Annotated in this window: 20 protein-coding genes and 1 tRNA gene; 9 read left to right on the plus strand and 12 right to left on the minus strand. The window is 43.1% G+C overall.

Annotated elements, in window-relative coordinates; translation table 11 throughout:
- Positions 1 to 39: 39 nt before the first annotated feature.
- Genes BP688_RS07130 through dsrA form a run of 4 tightly spaced genes read right to left on the minus strand, consistent with a single transcriptional unit; the run spans position 40 to position 3,658 of the window.
- Positions 40 to 1,008 carry a DUF483 domain-containing protein gene (locus tag BP688_RS07130; protein WP_290623620.1) on the minus strand — a complete coding sequence of 323 codons (969 nt, stop codon included), beginning with the start codon at positions 1,006 to 1,008 and terminating at the stop codon, positions 40 to 42.
- A gap of 17 nt (positions 1,009 to 1,025) precedes the next feature.
- Positions 1,026 to 1,259: a dissimilatory sulfite reductase D family protein gene (locus tag BP688_RS07135; RefSeq protein WP_290596312.1), complete on the minus strand. Its 234-nt coding sequence runs from the start codon at positions 1,257 to 1,259 to the stop codon at positions 1,026 to 1,028.
- Positions 1,260 to 1,301: 42 nt separating this feature from the next.
- Positions 1,302 to 2,402 carry a dissimilatory-type sulfite reductase subunit beta gene (dsrB, locus tag BP688_RS07140; RefSeq protein ID WP_290596311.1) on the minus strand — a complete coding sequence of 367 codons (1,101 nt, stop codon included), beginning with the start codon at positions 2,400 to 2,402 and terminating at the stop codon, positions 1,302 to 1,304.
- A complete protein-coding gene (gene dsrA, locus BP688_RS07145) occupies positions 2,402 to 3,658 on the minus strand; it encodes a dissimilatory-type sulfite reductase subunit alpha (RefSeq protein WP_290596310.1) in 1,257 nt (418 codons plus the stop codon). Before dsrA ends, dsrB begins: the two co-directional genes overlap by 1 nt.
- Positions 3,659 to 3,820: 162 nt before the next feature.
- Between dsrA and cobA the strand changes: the two genes are divergently transcribed.
- Genes cobA through BP688_RS07170 form a run of 5 tightly spaced genes read left to right on the plus strand, consistent with a single transcriptional unit; the run spans position 3,821 to position 6,570 of the window.
- Positions 3,821 to 4,573 (plus strand): uroporphyrinogen-III C-methyltransferase, encoded by a 753-nt coding sequence (gene cobA, locus BP688_RS07150; RefSeq protein ID WP_290596309.1) that lies wholly within the window; start codon positions 3,821 to 3,823, stop codon positions 4,571 to 4,573.
- 25 nt (positions 4,574 to 4,598) lie between these two features.
- Complete coding sequence (locus tag BP688_RS07155; RefSeq protein WP_290596308.1) at positions 4,599 to 5,114, plus strand: ArsR family transcriptional regulator; 516 nt, start codon at positions 4,599 to 4,601, stop codon at positions 5,112 to 5,114.
- Entirely contained in the window at positions 5,101 to 5,337 is a 237-nt protein-coding gene (locus BP688_RS07160) for a DUF504 domain-containing protein (protein ID WP_290623622.1), read from the plus strand. The genes BP688_RS07155 and BP688_RS07160 overlap by 14 nt, the downstream gene beginning before the upstream one ends.
- Complete coding sequence (locus BP688_RS07165) at positions 5,322 to 6,068, plus strand: BtpA/SgcQ family protein (RefSeq protein ID WP_290596306.1); 747 nt, start codon at positions 5,322 to 5,324, stop codon at positions 6,066 to 6,068. The genes BP688_RS07160 and BP688_RS07165 overlap by 16 nt, the downstream gene beginning before the upstream one ends.
- Positions 6,019 to 6,570 (plus strand): hypothetical protein, encoded by a 552-nt coding sequence (locus BP688_RS07170; protein WP_290623624.1) that lies wholly within the window; start codon positions 6,019 to 6,021, stop codon positions 6,568 to 6,570. Before BP688_RS07165 ends, BP688_RS07170 begins: the two co-directional genes overlap by 50 nt.
- On the opposite strand, the gene BP688_RS07175 is transcribed toward BP688_RS07170, so the two are convergent.
- From BP688_RS07175 to BP688_RS07195, 5 genes are all read right to left on the minus strand, one after another.
- On the minus strand, positions 6,538 to 7,545 hold the full coding sequence (locus tag BP688_RS07175; protein WP_290596305.1) for a DUF1786 family protein: 1,008 nt from the start codon (positions 7,543 to 7,545) through the stop codon (positions 6,538 to 6,540). The two genes, BP688_RS07170 and BP688_RS07175, sit on opposite strands and share 33 nt — an antisense overlap.
- Positions 7,532 to 7,981, minus strand: coding sequence for a metal-dependent hydrolase (locus BP688_RS07180; RefSeq protein ID WP_290596304.1), 450 nt, complete (start codon positions 7,979 to 7,981; stop codon positions 7,532 to 7,534). Before BP688_RS07180 ends, BP688_RS07175 begins: the two co-directional genes overlap by 14 nt.
- A complete protein-coding gene (gene cysS, locus BP688_RS07185) occupies positions 7,966 to 9,366 on the minus strand; it encodes a cysteine--tRNA ligase (RefSeq protein ID WP_290596303.1) in 1,401 nt (466 codons plus the stop codon). Before cysS ends, BP688_RS07180 begins: the two co-directional genes overlap by 16 nt.
- 31 nt (positions 9,367 to 9,397) lie before the next feature.
- Positions 9,398 to 12,046 carry a PAS domain S-box protein gene (locus BP688_RS07190; protein ID WP_290623625.1) on the minus strand — a complete coding sequence of 883 codons (2,649 nt, stop codon included), beginning with the start codon at positions 12,044 to 12,046 and terminating at the stop codon, positions 9,398 to 9,400.
- Positions 12,047 to 12,114: 68 nt separating this feature from the next.
- On the minus strand, positions 12,115 to 13,272 hold the full coding sequence (locus tag BP688_RS07195) for an LL-diaminopimelate aminotransferase (RefSeq protein WP_290596301.1): 1,158 nt from the start codon (positions 13,270 to 13,272) through the stop codon (positions 12,115 to 12,117).
- Positions 13,273 to 13,341: 69 nt separating this feature from the next.
- Between BP688_RS07195 and BP688_RS07200 the strand changes: the two genes are divergently transcribed.
- The 3 genes from BP688_RS07200 to BP688_RS07210 are packed head-to-tail and all read left to right on the plus strand — an operon-like array spanning position 13,342 to position 15,316.
- Complete coding sequence (locus BP688_RS07200; protein WP_290623626.1) at positions 13,342 to 14,172, plus strand: hypothetical protein; 831 nt, start codon at positions 13,342 to 13,344, stop codon at positions 14,170 to 14,172.
- Positions 14,169 to 14,678 carry a DUF531 family protein gene (locus BP688_RS07205; protein ID WP_290596300.1) on the plus strand — a complete coding sequence of 170 codons (510 nt, stop codon included), beginning with the start codon at positions 14,169 to 14,171 and terminating at the stop codon, positions 14,676 to 14,678. The genes BP688_RS07200 and BP688_RS07205 overlap by 4 nt, the downstream gene beginning before the upstream one ends.
- Positions 14,666 to 15,316 (plus strand): RNA 2'-phosphotransferase, encoded by a 651-nt coding sequence (locus tag BP688_RS07210; RefSeq protein WP_290596299.1) that lies wholly within the window; start codon positions 14,666 to 14,668, stop codon positions 15,314 to 15,316. Before BP688_RS07205 ends, BP688_RS07210 begins: the two co-directional genes overlap by 13 nt.
- On the opposite strand, the gene BP688_RS07215 is transcribed toward BP688_RS07210, so the two are convergent.
- Both BP688_RS07215 and BP688_RS07220 read right to left on the minus strand, forming a co-directional pair.
- Positions 15,298 to 15,546, minus strand: coding sequence for a hypothetical protein (locus tag BP688_RS07215; RefSeq protein ID WP_290596298.1), 249 nt, complete (start codon positions 15,544 to 15,546; stop codon positions 15,298 to 15,300). The genes BP688_RS07210 and BP688_RS07215 overlap by 19 nt on opposite strands.
- Positions 15,547 to 15,630: 84 nt before the next feature.
- Positions 15,631 to 15,702 (minus strand) — tRNA-Ala (locus BP688_RS07220).
- Positions 15,703 to 15,776: 74 nt separating this feature from the next.
- Between BP688_RS07220 and BP688_RS07225 the strand changes: the two genes are divergently transcribed.
- Complete coding sequence (locus BP688_RS07225) at positions 15,777 to 16,898, plus strand: formate--phosphoribosylaminoimidazolecarboxamide ligase family protein (RefSeq protein WP_290596297.1); 1,122 nt, start codon at positions 15,777 to 15,779, stop codon at positions 16,896 to 16,898.
- On the opposite strand, the gene BP688_RS07230 is transcribed toward BP688_RS07225, so the two are convergent.
- The gene (locus tag BP688_RS07230) at positions 16,895 to 17,149 is read right to left on the minus strand and encodes a helix-turn-helix domain-containing protein (RefSeq protein ID WP_290596296.1); all 255 of its coding nucleotides are present in this window, start codon (positions 17,147 to 17,149) and stop codon (positions 16,895 to 16,897) included. The genes BP688_RS07225 and BP688_RS07230 overlap by 4 nt on opposite strands.
- Between the last annotated feature and the right edge of the window lie 108 nt (positions 17,150 to 17,257).

Genomic DNA, 17,257 nt, shown 5'->3' on the forward strand with positions numbered 1-17,257 from the left:
CACCTCCAGAATCCATCCTTTGTGGCAAGAGTGGAGTATTTAATTTTTTTGATTTTCTTTGAATTGATCGGAAAAACTCAGTACTCTTGTGATAAACAAGTTTGCGAACCGGGTTAGATCGGTGATATAGGGAGACACCGCTTTGATAACTTCCACATCCTGTCTTTCGAGGCTTGAGTAGTAACTCTTGAGTCTTTTTCCAAAATTATCTTTGACTCTTGAAGCTTTATACCCTGTAACCAGATGATAGAGAACATTTACCATACTCCTTAGCCTGAAAGTGTCCCCATACTCTTCGAGCCATTCCTCAATCCTCAAACCTACCCTTTTTGCTTGTTTACATTCAACACTGCATGGATAGAAGTTCGAGGTGAAAAACTGAGGCAATGAGACAATTTGAGATTTTTTAAAAGCATTGAGAACAGTATCAAAAACCCCGTGTTCAATGCACTCGAGGATTAACCTGCTTTCAGCTGGAAAAACTCTCTTGCTCTCGACGTAATTGTCAACACAGCACTCTGGATATCCCAGAATTTCTCCTTCAGTCCTTATAAGTTTATCTCTTCCTTCTCCAAACTCAAGCTTGCCCTCGAGGATTTTCCTCTCGAGCTTTTTCAATCTTCTTAAATCTGCAGCATTTTTGGAGACAAAAAACTGGATTTCGGGGTAAAACGCCTCTCTTGTCAAAACACGGTTTGCAAAGACTACAACTGGGACTACGTTGAGGTCGAGTTCAGAAATGGCGTTTATAAGGGCGGGATCAACCGAGTTCAGTGCCATTTCCTCAACAATTTCAGCAGTTTCAAAAAGCTCCTCAACTTCACTCTCATGACCCAGAAAGCGGGCGAAATTGTTGTTCAGCTGCTCATAAACTGAAAAACTGGGTTCAAACACCCTTTGGGGTAGTGCACATTTCGAAAGTCCACTCTTTATCCTCGAAACCTCAAGGAAAAGAACCGGATTTAGCCAGAATCTTCTCTTAAAAACTTTTAGGGTCGTAGAATCCATAAAATAAAAAAGAAAGTTTAACCTTCTGCCCTCCTCTTTTCAAGTTCTTCTATATGTTCTTTGGTTGACACATATGTTGTAGAGCCAGAAGACCAGTAGGCTGCTACGCCCTCATTAATCAAGTCCTGGACAATTTTCTTCACAACCTTCTTGTCCATTTTAAGTATCTTCGCAAGCTCAGGAATCTTCCAAGTTTTCTTACCAAGTTGTCCCAGAACCTTTTGCTTGTCTTCTTCCGTATAATCCACCATTTTAGGTCACCTTAAAAAAATTTGATAAGTCTGTTTATAAGCTTACCACCTGAACTGGGTTGTTGTTCTGAACTCGCTGTAGAAGTAAGGTGTAATTCTGTAGTCGTCTATCAGGTGCTGGGTGAACTCAAGCCCAGTGAGTTCGAAGAATCTCTCCCAGCCGATTCTGTCAACCCACTCTATCAATCTCTCGTGCTTGTTCGCATTGGCTGCCCATGCCTCAAGAATCTGCTTGACATACTTGACGAGTGTTGGCCATCTTGGTGGCTCGTTCGGCACCCATGGCACTACAACTTTCGAAAGTTCGGGCACTCTTCTTGCATCGGAGATTTTTCCACCGACCATTATCGCAGAACCATCGTTCTCCGGGTCAAAGAGTGGCATACCGGGGCACATTGTGTAACAGTTTCCGCAGTACATGCATTTCTCAACGTCAACCTTGATCGTCTTGTTCTTCATGTCTGGCTTAAGGGCTCCGGTAGGGCATGCCGCAACGGTTGATGGTATCTCACAGGTTCTTCTGATTGCGTCATCGTCAGGTATTGGTGGAGTTCTGTGGATACCGACAATGGCTATATCTGAAGCATGAACAGCTCCACACATGTTCGCACAGCATGCAAGACTGATTCTGCACATCGCAGGCAGCTTGTGGTCTGTGAAGTAGTCATAGAGTTCATCCATAACTGCCTTTACAATACCGGACGCATCAATAGCTGGAGTGTGGCAGTGAATCCATCCTTGTGTGTGGACAATATTCGAGAGTCCGTATTCTCCCTTGCTGGCATCCCATGTTCCGCCACAGGGGAAGCCAACCCTTTCCTTCACTTCATTTATCAGATCATCAATCTTGCTCTCATCTGTAATGAAGAACTCTACATTGTTTCTGCTTGTCCATCTCAGATACCCCTCAGAGTATTTATCTGCGATGTCACACAACTCTTTTACGGTATAGATACTCAAAAGTCTTGGTGTACCGAATCTCACAACATAAATGACGTCTCCACTCTCGGCAACTCTCTTGATAACTCCTGGTTTCACTACCTCATGGTATTTCCACTTACCGTAGTTCTTGGCAATGACCGGATGAAGCATGTCTTTGAAATATGGTGGACCAAAATCCGTCTTAACACCCTCAACTACCATTACCACAACCCCCTCTTCTTCAATTCTTCAGTAAATGCTGATGATACCAACTCCTCTTTCTCGAAGAACATGAATGGGTTGTTTCTCGGAGTCTTCACCATTCTGATGTCTGCCTCTCTTCCAATAACCTTCAGGAACTCCCTCATTCCCTTTCTCCAGATCATTTCGCCAACTCTTTCTCTGAACTTACCTTCCTCGTCCCACCAGTCCCAGATCGCCTCAAGTATCTCCTTGATTTCGTCGTAGGGCTTCTTTACCTCTACGAAGGGTATTGCAACCCATCCGATAACAGCACCCTCAACGAACGGTGCCTTACCGCCAATGAGGATCGTTGCACCTCTCTCATCTCCCGGTTTGAGAGCTTTGGGCATCTTGTTTATACAGTGCATACATCTTACACAGTTCTTATTGTCAATCGTAAGCTCCTTGCCATCCCATTTAACCGCTCCGGTTGGGCAGAGCTTCACGACCTCTTTCTCAATGTCCATCCAGCTTGCGTATTCCTTCACAGCCTCCTGGTCAATCTTAATCTCATCCTTCCAAGTTCCGATAATTGCGAAGTCAGACCTTGCCTTTGAAGCCACACAGTCGTTTGGACAGCCTGCACACTTGATCTTGAACTTGTATGGCCACATTGGTCTGTGGAGTTCATCTTGATAGGTCATTGTGAGGTCGTAGCAGAGTTCAAGAGTGTCATAGCAGGCGAACTCACAGAGTGCTGGACCCATACATGCGGAGGGAGTTCTCAGATCAGAACCACTGCCTCCAATGTCGAAGGGGATTTCAAGATTGCCCAAATCCTCGAAACATGGTTGGAGATACTCACTTCTCGTTCCAAGGAAAATTATGTCTCCAGTAGAACCATGGAAGTTCGTTAGACCGCTTCCCCATTTCTCCCAGACATCGCACAGACCTCTGAGGGCTTTGCTCGTGTAGAACCACCCAGTCGGCATGTTAATACGCATCGTGTGGAAGTGCTCAACTTCTGGAATCTGCTCTCCAAGGTCGGAGTATCTACCAATAACTCCGCCACCATAACCCACAACTGAAACAATACCACCGTGCTTCCAGTGGGTTTTCTTGTCCTTGTACGAGATCTCAAGCTGTTTCAGCAATCCTCTTGCACCCTTAGGCATTTTTAAGTCCTTTCCTTCAGCTGCAGCTTTTTCCATTATCTCCGCTGTCTTTTTGATTTCCTTTACAAAACTTGGCCAAGGCCCTTTTTCTAATTCATCAAGCAAAGGAGTTTCTGACATTACTTCACCTCCTATAAATCCAAGCCTTCGTCTTTTGAAACAATATATAAGAATTTCGAATTTCACCGGTCTGAGAGCTTTAAGGAGAGCCTAAAACGAATTTTTAAGATATTGATTAATAATCTGTCGAGAAGTTTTTTAACCTTCTGCAAATTTAACTTCGTGAGTGGAAAGGTTTACATAGTCGGTGCTGGACCGGGAAATTTTGAATTGCTCACCCTTAAGGCTTATAGAATTTTGAATGAAGCTGACGTAATTCTTTATGACCGCTTAGTTGGAGAAGAGATTGAAGAATTCCTCAGGAGTTTGAAGGGCAAGGAGGTCATATACGTAGGAAAAGAGAGGGGAGAAAGAGGGGAGAAGAGGCAGCAAGAGATCAACAGGCTGATGAAAAAATACGCTACAGAAGGGAAGGTTGTTGTCAGGCTAAAGGGCGGCGATCCGGGAGTTTTTGGAAGACTTGCCGAAGAAATGGAGTTTCTTTTTAATAACAACATCCCCTTTGAAGTTGTCCCCGGCGTTAGTTCTGTAAACGCTGCTCCTGTTAGCTCCAACATCCCCTTAACGCATCCCGAAGCTGGTTTTGGGTTTCTGGTTGTCAGTGGTAGAGACACTGTTAGATTGAACGAGTTGATTGGGTCCGGAACCATGATTGTTTTGATGGGCGGGTGTACGGCAAAGGAGGTTGCCTTAAATCTAATTAAATCGGGTATAAATCCAGAAACAGAGGTTGCTGTGATAGAGAGAGGAAGTTTTAAAGACCAAAGAGTTACCTTTTCAACTGTTAAAAGCCTGACAGAAGTCGAATTCGACTTTAAGAGTCCCGCTCTGATTGTTATTGGCGACATAGTCAAATTAGCAAAGAAATATTCACGATTGATTGGTTTAGATAAAATCAGAGACAGAAAAATATAATTGATGTGAGGTTAAGAATGAAGAGATGGTCAAGAGAGCAAAGCTGATCAATGATGTGGTAGAGCTGATACCCATATTCCACTTGCTTTCAACCGAAACTTACAGAAAAGTTTACTCTTCACTACTTGAGAGTTGGTATACGGTTAGTGAGCTGGAAGAGATGTTCGGTGAGGGTTATGAGGAGGCACTGAGGATTCTAAAGAATGCTGGAATGCTTGAGGCAAAGTGGAGAATGCCTTCTGATCCGGGTGGAAAGCCCGAAAAAGAATACCATGTCAGCTATACCCACGTAAGTGCGAACTTCTATATCTCTCTCAAAGACCTCAACAAGGTTCTCGAAGTCATCTTCATGAGCGATGATGAGGTAGAGGAGTACGTTAAGAGAATCGAAGAGGAAATCAAATCAGGAAGGACTTCTGTCCCATACATAACAAAAGACCTAAACCTCGATCCGCTGTTTCTAAGGGCAATTGCTAAGAGGTCTCTCAGACTCAATCTGAAGGGGCAGCTTATTGAAATCGCAAAAGATGAGGAAATATAGTATAAGAGATTTGCTTAACAAGTTCAAGTGGCATCCCGATTTTGATTTTTCGCTTGTAAGAGTTGTTTACATTGACAGGCCGAAGGGTTTTTCAGAGATAAGCGGAGATGACATTGAGGAAATTGGACACATGTTCCTTTACCTGAAATCCGGTGCTGCAATTCCTCACCACAGAGTTGTTGAAATAAAGTATGGAGATGAGGCAGTATGGAGAAGGTCGTAATAGGGGTCGTTCACCTTTTGCCCCTTCCGGGGTCTCCAGAATACGTGAACTTTGAGGAAGTAGTGGACAGGGCTGTTCAGGATGCTAAAGCAATAGAGGATGGTGGAGCAGATGCTCTAATTATAGAGAATTACGGTGACAGACCCTTTTTAAAGGAAGTCGGAAAAGAGGTCGTAGCATGCATGACGGTAGTTGCGTCTGAAGTAAAAAGGGAGACCTCAATCGGTCTCGGCATCAATGTTCTGAGAAACGACGCGATAGCTTCTCTTGCCATCGCAAAGGCTGTGAATGCTGATTTTATTAGGGTCAATCAGCTCTTCTTTACCTCAATTTCCCCTGAGGGTTTGCTGGAGGGTAATACTGGTAAAATCATGAGATACAAAAGGCAAATTGACTGCAAGGCTATGATCTTTGCCGACATTATGGTAAAGCACGCTGTTCACTTCGCCAGACTTGGGGACTACTGCCTGAATGCAGAGAGAGCTTTGGCTGATGCTCTGATTGTGACCGGTGAGGCAACAGGGAGAGAGGTGAGCATCGAAGACCTAAGGTTTGTTAAAAAAGAAGCAGAAATGCCTGTTCTCGCAGGCAGTGGTGTGAATGCCGAGAATGTTGAGAAGGTGATCAGGCACTGCGACGGAGTTATTGTTGGTAGTTATATTAAAAGGGGCGGGAGAGTAGATGCAGAAAGAGTTTCAAGAATCGTCAGACTTACAAAAGGTAAAAGGTAAACATTCAGAGGTTTATCTCGTCGAGAAGTATGCAATAAAGGTGTTTGAGGACAAATTCGTGTATAACTTCCTGAAGGAGGTGAAGTTTCTCACCCTCCTTCAGCCGTTCAAGTTTGTGCCCAAAATTTACGCTGTAGATGTGCGTAATTTAAAAATAGTCATGCAGAGGGTTGAAGGTGTGACGATAGCAGAACACTTCGATCGGGATGTGGTTGAGCAGTGTCTGAAGAACTGCCTCATTTTGGACATGCTCGGAATAGAGAAGCAGGAGATGAACCATCCGGACAAACATATAATCACCTCTGATAGAGTTTACTTCATAGATTTTGAGAGGGGCAGATTTAAGGATAGACCATCAAACCTCACGCAGTTCTGCGTGTATTTAAGGAGAAGGGGAATTGACGTGGATAGAGAACTGATGGTTGAATACAAGAAGAATCCAAACTTAGAGGTGTTCAAAAAGATAAAATCAGAAATCGTTTCTTCTTTCCAAGAGGAATAGCATTCCAAGATTACCGACAGTCATCGGGTCTCCATCAGCCTCCCTTATGTTCGCCATCTTCGCATTCGGTCCTGTGCAAACAGAGTCTCTCACATCCAGAACCTCTTCGATGTAACATCCATGCCCTCCATCCTTCAAAATGTATTCGTTGTCTATCTTGCCCTCCACGAATCTCTCAAGTAGTCCCTCAATGTTCTCTCCTCTCCTTTTCAGCACTGGAGTGTGATGCTCAAGTAAAGCTCTAATTTCCAAATCCCTATTTACAACAGCTGCCGTGAGATGCGAATTTCCAAAGTTTACGAGCAGTGCCGGAAACTCTCTCGCTGAAATCGCGCATCCGGCTATCGCTGCGAAAACCGTATCAATGACGTAAACATCACCTTCTATGTAGTCCAGAACACTTCTCGCAGCATCCCTCATTCGGTTGAACTCCGCGGGAATCTTCGATGAGTGAAACAGAAAGCTCTCAACTGCAGGACTCTTCTTTATCAGTCTTTCAAACATTCTGAATCTGAAAATCCTGTTGCTTATCTTCGGTGAGAAGCCGTGATCCTGAACTGCTATGACATACTTTTCCGGCATCTCGTAACCCATTTTTGATATGAAATCTGCAAAGAATGGCATGTCCACATCCTTCGTCTCAATGCTCACCACATCACCATCAGGCTCTCCTATTATAACACCCATTTCTCTTACTTTCTCAAGGTCGTCCGAGAACGTCAATGCAGCTCTTTCATCTGCATAAACTCTATACCTCTCAAGATGTCTCCTGACCGCCCAAGTTATCGCCCCACCTCCCATCGTGTAACCATGCAGATAAATATCCCTATCTACTCTCTCGATTCTCCTTGCTATGAGTTTCGTTGGAGATGGTAGAATGGCCTTTGGGCAATTTCTGATGTTTTTTTCAGCAAAAAGCATGAAGTCCTGTGTTCCAGAGCCGACATCCAGCGTAAAAACACTACAACCCAACATATCCACCACCTGAAGCAAAGTAAACAAAGGATAAAGATCCAAGTATGAAGGATGATGCATTTATCACTGGATTATTACTTTTGAAAACCCTGAAAGCAACTCTTTTCTTTGAGAACGGGAAAAATGGCGGAAATTTCTGCATTGTGAATGAGTCGGCAACGATGTGAATTACGACAGCAACAAAAGCGGAGAGAGCCAAAATTTCTTTAACTCTCGCCATCCTGAAAAGGAAAAATGCTGCTATTGTTGCCACTACCGCAAATGTGATGTTGTGAGTGTACTCTCTGTGTTTCACTCGGAGAAGGATGTCAATGTCGGGTAAAATGGCAAAGGCTGCTGCAAAAAGAACAAAATGAATCCCGAGCCTGGACATGAATGGAGATAGCACAAGAAGGGTAAATCCAATGTGCCCAAGTCGGTTCATCTCAGCCTCCACCTCGTCCCCTTAGGTGTATCTATTAGCTGCAAGCCCTTTTTAGCAAATTCGTTTCGAATTGAATCTGCCACATCAAATCTTCTCTCCTTTCTCGCCTTCTCTCTCTCCTTAATCATCTTCGCTTCCTCTGCTGTCAATACTGGAATCCTCCCCCATTTTTCGAAGAGCCCAAGAAGTGAACATAGGGTTTTGAAGGAATCAAACGTCCTCTCAAGCTGTTCAAGTGAAGCATTGAAGATTACCTTGTTGACATAGCCTGCAAAGCTGTGAAGAATTGCCAGAGCCTTAGGAGTGTTCAGGTCATGCTTCATGGCATTCATGAACTCCGTGATGTATTCCTCATACTCAAGATTTTCTGATTCCCTGTCACCAAAGGTCTTGAGATATGCTATTTCCATATCCACATTTAGGAGGGTAGTTCTGAGATATTCATAAGCCTTCTTTGCCCTTTCGATGGCCTCTTCACTGTAGTCGAGGGGGCTGCGATAGTGAGCTGTTAGCAGGAAATATCTGAGAACTTCACCTTCGTACTTCTGAAGGACATCCCTTATTCTTACTATATTTCCGAGGCTCTTGCTCATCTTTTCTCCCTTAATCCTAACAAAGTCATTGTGAACCCATATTTTAACTGGCTCAACGCCGAAAAGGGCGTAACTCTGAGCCCTCTCATTTTCGTGATGTGGAAAAATCAAGTCCCTCCCACCTCCATGAATGTCGAAGGGAACACCGAGATACTTGGCAGACATTACACTGCACTCTATATGCCATCCTGGTCTACCCTCACCCCAAGGTGAGTGAAAGTATGATTTAGCCTTGAAATCTTCCTCCTTTGCAGCTTTCCACAAGGCAAAGTCCTTTACGTCCTTCTTCCTTTCATCAGGTTCAATTCTGTGTTTGTTCAACTCCTCTAAGGTCTGCCTTGAGAGCTCTCCGTAGTGTTCGAAGGCCGGAACATGAAAATAGACATCTCCATCAACAATGTATGCATAGCCCTTCTCTACAAGTTTCTGCACAAATTCGATAATATCGTCTATATGTTCGGTCACCTTGGGGTGATACGTAGCTTTCCTAACATTAAGGCACTCCATGTCCTCAAAATACTCTTTAATGAACTTCTCTGCAATCTCTCTCTGCGTTTTTCCTTCCTCCACAGCCCTCCTTATTATTTTGTCATCCACGTCAGTAAAGTTCTGAACGTAGATGACCCTGTATCCTATATGCTCCAGAAAACGCCTTAAAGTATCGAAGATAACAGCACTTCTCGCGTGACCGATGTGGGAGTAATCATAGGCAGTTATACCGCAAACGTACATCCTTATCTCGTCTCCTTCAATGATATCTTCCAGCCGCTCAAGCCTACGGCTCATCGTATTGTAGAGTTCCATATCCTCAGCTTTCCTGAGATTTAAAAAATTGTTACTTTTCCCTATCCAAAATTTTCTTGATCTCGTAAGTTGCAATCTCTCTTGCTCTCAATTCATCGAGAATTCCCTCGATCCGATTTGCCTGTTCTTCAACTTTTTTAGCAAAATCTTCAAAATTGAAATCGTCTTTGACCTCTATGTACCCTTTGATTATCGCAAGTGGATTTCTGAGCTTGTCTGCAAGGTATTCGAACTGATTTAGATTCTCTACTATTATTCTAAGTGCTGCCTCCTTTTCCCTCTCAATTTTGAGAGACTTAATCGAGAACACAACATCTCTACTTATCGTTGAGAGTATGCCTACCTCTTCATCCGTGAGAACTCTCTCTGAAAATAGGATTGCAATCCCGTAGGTTTTTTCGAGATCAGCAAAGGGTATAATGATGGCTTCACCACCACCCTCCCTCAACCTTACAACCTCCGCCGAATTCAAATACTCGTTGGCGATTTTTCCACATCTCTCTTCATCCAGTCCCTGAGAAATGCTTATTGGAATAAGACCACCTTCATTGAGAAATGCAGCAACCTTTATCCCGGCTTTTTCAAGATGAGTTCTGAGATTGCTAAATATCCTAAATTCTGTTCTTTCATGTATAATGGACCTGCTAAGCTCACCGGTCACTCTCAGCAGAGTATTTACTCTTTTCAGCATTTCTTCATTTTCCTTTAAATCGGTAACATCTGCGATGTTAACAATGACTGCGGGTTTTCCCTTATATTTTATCTGACTTGCAAGGACTCTAACCCACTTTTCCTCGCCGCTCTTTGTTATCGCTTTAACTTCGTAGCTTTCAGGGACTTTTTCACCCCTCTCCCTTGCCCTGTATCTCGAAATTGCTAAATCTCGATAATCCGGGTGAACTACCATATATGGGTGATCGAGCTGATTGATTTCTTCAACAGTGTAGCCAAACATTTCTCTCAGCCTCTCATTGCTGTAGACGATTTTGTCATCCTGTATTATAAATATGCCAGTATGGGAGTTTTCAGCCAAAGTTCTGTAAAGTTCTTCCCTCTCTCTCAGCCTCTTCTTTGCTTTGACCATGTTGGTAACATCTATGAAGTTTCCAAGAATTGCAGGCTTTCCTCTGAAATTTATCCGAACAAGAAGGAGATTGGCATACCTCCTCTCTCCGCTCTTTGTTATATACCGAGTAAATATGGTTTCAGAATTGCCCTCCAAAACTTTCTTTATGATCTTGTCTATCCTATCTCTGACGTTTTCCTCGAAGAGGTTATAGTATGCATCTGTCCCTGTCAACTCTTCCCTCGAATACCCAATATACTCCTCGGAAGCTCTGTTCATGTACACAATTTTGCCGTCTTGAAGAACAAAAATTCCAGCCTGAGAATTTTCTGCCAAAGTTCTGTAAAGCTCTTCACTCTCCTGCACCTTTCTCTCAAGCTCTTTTTTAGCTGTGATATCTCTTAAGATAACCACAGCACCACTAATATCTCCCCTCTCCTTAACTATTGGCGAACCAGTAACCTCCACCCATCTTGGTTTTCCATTTCTATCCTTTATCTGGATTTCCAGTCTTTTGAACTCTATTCCATCACTCAACCCATTCTCAATACTCCTCCTGACCTTTTCAGCATGATCGGGAAGGATAAACTCGAAGGCGTTTCTTCCCACGAGGTCTTCTGGAGTGTAACCATGAAACTTTACAGCAGAATTTGCAAGAAGTATTTTACCTGAGACGTCTGTTACAATAATTGCATCAACTGAACTTTCGAAAGTAATCTTGTAGTTTCTTAGCTCCTCTTCAAGCCTCCGCAAAAGCTCATTCTGTTCACTCAAATCGAAGAAAATGTATATTTCCTCCATACCGGGTATTTTGATGAACAAAAACTCTTTTTTCCCGTCAGGTGTTTCAACCTCAATCCTTCCAGCAGATTTTTCAGAGACTAAACGATAAATGCTTTCAGCACTCAAAAAAGTTTTATCCGCAGCTATATTCGAGTAGTAGAGCCTTCCTGAGATGAAGGTCAGGACAGGATACTCAACATCATCAAAGGTTTTTCTCAGGTTCCTTAGTCTCTCCTCATCTGTCGTTCTCAGAAGTATCTCGTAAATCTTCTCACCACAAATCTCAACCTCTCTTACCTTTGCTCTCACCCCAATAACTTTACCACCAATCTCTATTGAGAAGTCAACCTCCCCCTCAGCCAAAAGCTCCTCAAATATCTTCACATCGAAGATGTCATCGAGCCTTTTTCCCTCGATTTCTTTATCGAGACCGGTTGCATGATAAAACGTCTCATTTGCCAGAACTATCCTTCTCCTCTCATCCACAAACAGCAGTCCATAGTGGAAATCCCAGACACCCGAGTAACTTTTCCTTATAAGTTCGGGGATTTCAGAAAGATCGTAAACTAAAATCCGCTGATCCTCAACAACAGCCTTTAGTCTGTGAAATCTACCATCTCTTCCAACTACTGTAAATTCTCCACCAATCTTTAAAGCCTTCTCCGCAAAGGGTTTAAATCCCTCTGCGACGAGATTAAATACATTCTCACCGAGCAAATCTTCTCGCTCAAAACCAAGTTTTTTCGTAAAATTAGAATTAATTTCTAAGATATTTCCACCTTTGTCCAGCAATAATGCCTCTTTAGTTCTTATTTGTGTCCTTTTCAACATTTTACTCATGAAACATCTTTAGAAATTTAAAGTTTTTCACATAAAAAAAGGTTGATTGTATATGAAAATTAGAATTTAAAATCTTTAAGCCTGTTGATAGCCTCCTTTATAGTGTTCTCATCTCTCGTAAGGGCAAATCTAACGTAACCCTCTCCTGACTTGCCAAATCCAACACCGGGCGTTGCCACTATTCCTGCTGCATCCAGCAGTTTCTTCACGAATTCGATGCTGTTGCCGTTAACTTTAGCCCAAACGTAGAAGGTAGCAAGAGGCTTTTTCACATCAAATCCCACATCATTCAAACCTTCAACCAGCAAATCCCTTCTCTTCCTGTATATCTCGCAGTTTCTCTCGATCACTTCATCTGGACCATCCATTGCTGCAATAGCAGCCTCCTGAATGGCCTCAAAAACACCGCTGTCAACATTCGTTTTAACCTTCAGCAACCCTGATAGGATATCTGGATTGCCGCATGCAAACCCGATCCTCCATCCTGTCATGTTGTAGGTCTTAGACAACGAATTAAATTCAATCGTAACTTCAAAGGCATTGTCAAACTCCAGAAAGCTCGGAGCACGATAGCCATCAAAGGTAATTTCGCTATAGGCTGCATCATGGGCAAGAATAATTTTTCTGTCAATGCAGAAATCAATTACCTCCTTTATGAACTCTTTATCCGCTATCGCGGCGGTTGGATTGTTGGGATAATTGAGGAACATAATCTTCGCTCTACTCGCAATCTCATCGGGAATTGATTCCAGATCGGGAAGAAAGTTGTTTTCTTCTTTAAGAGATATTTCGTAAGGCTTACCGTCCGCTAAAAGTGTTGAAGCAAAGTAGACAGGATAACCTGGTTCGGGAACGAGGACAATATCACCTCTGTTGACGAAAGCCAGAGGTAAATGTGCAATCCCCTCTTTGGAGCCAATGAGAGCTACCACCTCATTCTCAGGATCGAGCTTAACACCCTTACGCCTTCTGTAGAAATTCGCTACACTCTCTCTGAATTTCAGCATCCCCTCGTAACTGGGATATTTCTGCCTCTCAACCCTTTCAACCGCCAACTTCATTGCTTCAACTATGTGTTCTGGAGTTGGCAGGTCCGGATCGCCGACACCAAAATCTATAACCTCTACACCTTCCTGAATCTTCCTGTTCTTCATTGCATCAATTTCAGCAAAAAGGTATGGTGGTATCCTCTCCATTCTTTCCGACAATTTGAACATGCGAGATTGAGGTGCTTCAATGTATATCACTTTTTCCGAATCTTTTTCCGAATAACGTATAAACACCAAATGCAGATTGAGGTTATGTGGCTTAGAGTTGGCAGTTATCCAGAGAAGGAAATGGCTATGGAAATGGCATCGAAGCTGAGAAATGCTGGAGCGAGAGTTGAAATTAAAGAACACACGGATTGGGATTTGGAGGAGAAATACATACTCAGGGGTAAGCTAAGCGAACTTGAGGAATATGAGGAGGTTCAGGAGTGGAAGAGATACACAGAAATCATCAGAGACTTGTTGAAAGAAAAAATTGATGTTGAAACCTTTGAAAAGGAGTTCCTTAAAAGGGCATTTCCGGAAGAATACAGGCTGGCTGAGAAAATTAGGGATGAGGAGATTTCCGAGGAGGTATTTCTGAATGGTGTGGAAGCTGCTTTTAAGCTGTCTTTCCTGATGTCCTCTGTTTACGGTTTCTTAAGGGTAAACGGGATAGAGGTTAACGATTTTGTAGAAGGTTCTCTTCCAGATGACCCCGAAATTGTGATCGAACTCGATGATGAGGTGGTGGGAAGTGAGAAAGTTTACTACCTCGATTTCTCACCAGCGTGGGATGTAAATGTGGATATCCTCAGCGTAGTCAGAAATAATGTCACAGTGGAGGGTGTTGAGGGTGCTGTTGTTGATGCTTTATCAAGGGTGCTTGTGAATCTAATAGCAGGTTTAGAGGAGACTAACGACGTTGAGGAGCTTAAGAACTATGCATTGGGGGTTATTGAGGAATCTGAAGGATTAGATGCTGAAGTATATGTTGATGCTGAAGAAATCTTTGATCTCATGCTAAAATCGCTTGAAAAGGCTGGAATAATAAGAATTTCAGGCAAAAAAGTAAAACTGAGAAAATGATCGTTATCTGTTTGGTTAATACCTACGATAAGTTAAAGCTCCATGAGATACACCTGCGAAGTGTTGCGAGAGCGGCTCCGCTGTGTTATGCTTTCAACATCCATCTCGCCTTGCTCGACTTCCCCTTCTGGAAAAGGGCAGATGATTTGGCGAAAGATGTTGCAAATTACACGACAATTGGAAATAGCGGGGAGTATCTGCTTAAGCTCAGTGAGGAGGGAAAGCTCCACCTGATAGACAAAATTCCAGCTCATTTCGGCGTTAGCATCGCTACAACTTCAAAGCCAGACCCTAAGAAGAGCTTGGACATTGAAAGTTTGCCCAGCCTAAATTCAGCAACATTTTTAATAGGTCTCGGAAGGAGAGGGTTGCCACCAGACATCTTAAAATCTGCAAGGTACCACCTCGACATAACCCGTCAGGGAATAAGTCTGGAAACCTGCACTGCAATAGGGGCGATAGCAATGTTGCTCGCTCTTAAGGTGGTGAAAAAATGGAGGAAATAAGGTTCTGTCCCGAGCATGGATTCTACAGAGGCGAGAGATGCAAATGCGGGGAAAAAGGAGAACTCATTCTGAACAAAGAGAGGGTGGAGAAGCTTGGAAGATTTGTTTCTGGGATTTTGAGGCATTTTCCGGAGAAATTTGGACTTAGTGTAGATAAGAACGGGTGGGTCAATCTGGAGTCTCTCGCCAGAGTTGTTAGGAAGAGGTACAAATGGGCGAATATCTGGATTATCAAGGCGCTGGTTTACAGTGACGAAAAGAAGAGATATGAGCTAAAAGGTGATAAGATTAGGGCGAGATACGGTCACAGCATTGATGTAGAACTTGATGATATGCCGGAAGCAACAGAGGATGTTTTATATTATGGAACAAGCGAGGAGGAAGCTCAGAGGATGATGGAAATTGGAATCAAACCAGTCAATCAAAAATTCGTCCATCTCTCCACAACAATTGAGAAGAGCAAAGAGGTTGCGAGTTTGAGGACAGACAGTCCAATCGTTCTCGAAGTGGATGCAAAGAAGGCAAGAGAGGATGGAATAAAGATTGTTAAAGCTAACGAACTTATAGCGCTGGCAAAAGAAATTCCTGCTCAGTATATAAGAAAACAAATAATCTTTAATCAATATTCGTCTTCGTAGTAGTATTCTTCGTCTTCAAACTCGTCGTATTCGTCTATTTCTTCCTCTTCTTCGTAACGCTCAAGCTCATCAAGTTCGTATTCTTCATTAGTATCAAGGAGAAGCAGACGACCTTCTTGATAGACCATAACAGAGTTGCAGAGGCTGCATTGAATTTCAACCCCCTCGTAAAGATCAGTTATCTCAATCTCCTCCCCGCATGAGGGGCACCTTATTATCTTGACCGCCATATTATGGGAGTGGTTTTTTCTCAAATTTAAATTTTGTGCCCCTTGTATTCCTGTCCCGTTCTGATATTTTTGCAAAATTAAAAATGGACTCGGCGGGATTTGAACCCGCGGCCTCCGCCTCGCGAAGGCGGCGCTCTCCCGCTGAGCTACGAGCCCTTAATTTAATTAACATACTGAGGTTTTAAAGATTGCGGAACTACAAATTTTTAAAGTGCAGATGAACCTGATACATGAACCCTCAAAAAATCGCTGAAAACTACGAGGATGTGACCATTGGCATTTTTGGTTCACATTCCGCAAAGGAGGTTGGAATGGCTGCCAAGGCGTGGGGTTTCAGGACAGTTGTTGTTGTCCAGAAGGGCAGGGATAAGCTTTACACCAAGTACAACAGGCATCTTTACGATGAGGTGATTATGCTCGACAATTTCCGGGATATGCTGGATAAAGAGGTTCAGGAGAGACTTGTAGAACTCAATACGATCTTTATCCCCAACAGAAGTTTCGCTGTATACGTTGGGTATGATGGAATCGAGAACGTCTTTGAAGTTCCGATTTATGGAAATAGATACATGCTGAGAGCTGAAGAGAGGAACTACGAGAGAAACCAGTATTATTTGCTTGAAAAGGCTGGTTTGAGGTATCCTAAGGAGTTCGAATCACCCGAGGAGATAGACAGACTTGTTGTTGTAAAGGTGCAGCAAGCAAAAAACCCGCTCGAAAGAGCATTTTTCTACGCCAACTCTCCCGAAGACTACTACAGACAGGCGGAAGAATTGCTGAAGGCAGGAGTTATTAACGAGGAAGGGTTAAAGAAGGCAAGGATCGAAGAATACGTGCTGGGTGCGAGGTTTAATGCTAACTTCCATAGCTATGCTCTGAAAGATATTTTCGGAGATTTCGATTTTGTTGGCTTTAGCGACAGAAGGCAGGTCAACTTGCAGGGATTTCTGAATTTACCAGCAAAAGATCAGCTCAAGATAAATGTTCCGGTAAAGAATGAGGAAATCGGTCATTTCGGTGTAACCATGAGGGAGAGTAAACAGCAGGAGGTTTACGAGGCGTGCGAGAAATTTCTGAGAGCCTGCGAGAGGGAACTTCCACCGGGTATTATAGGAATGTTTGGATTGCAAGGAGCCATGGCATACTCGTATGAGGACGAAACAAAACTTGAATTTGTAATCTTTGATGTTTCTTTCAGAGTTCCCGGAGACCCAGCAATCGGCCCGACGTCTCCAGAGATGAGAAATCTCAGTCTCAAGCATGGGGTTAGAATAGAGGACCCTCTCGACCTTACGATGATGGAGATAAAGAAAGCGGTGGAAACGGGTAGAATTAAAGAAATAGTGACTTAACCAGCCTCAAGGAGCTCTATTCCATCATCTGTGAGCTTTAGTTTTCCATCTTCCTCTTTTACAAATCCCTCTCTCAGCAACCAGTCGAGGTTGAACTTGAGTTGAAAATCACTTAATTCAAGCTCATTCTTAATCTCTTCTCTTGTCTTGCCTTGAACACCTATTGCGGCAACGATCTTCCTTCTTATCGGACTCATTGATGCTTTGAAGAGCCTTTCGTGATGTTCTCTATCTCTAACCTTTTCTGCCATTTTACCCACCCCCTAAAAAATTGCTTTAGTTTTAATTTAAAGGTTACTCAGCATTGATTCTTTCCATCACAACCAAAATTCTTAAATTGCATTGGGAAGAATTAGCTT

This window comes from Archaeoglobus sp. UBA230 (assembly GCA_002507545.1).
Taxonomy (GTDB): domain Archaea; phylum Halobacteriota; class Archaeoglobi; order Archaeoglobales; family Archaeoglobaceae; genus Archaeoglobus.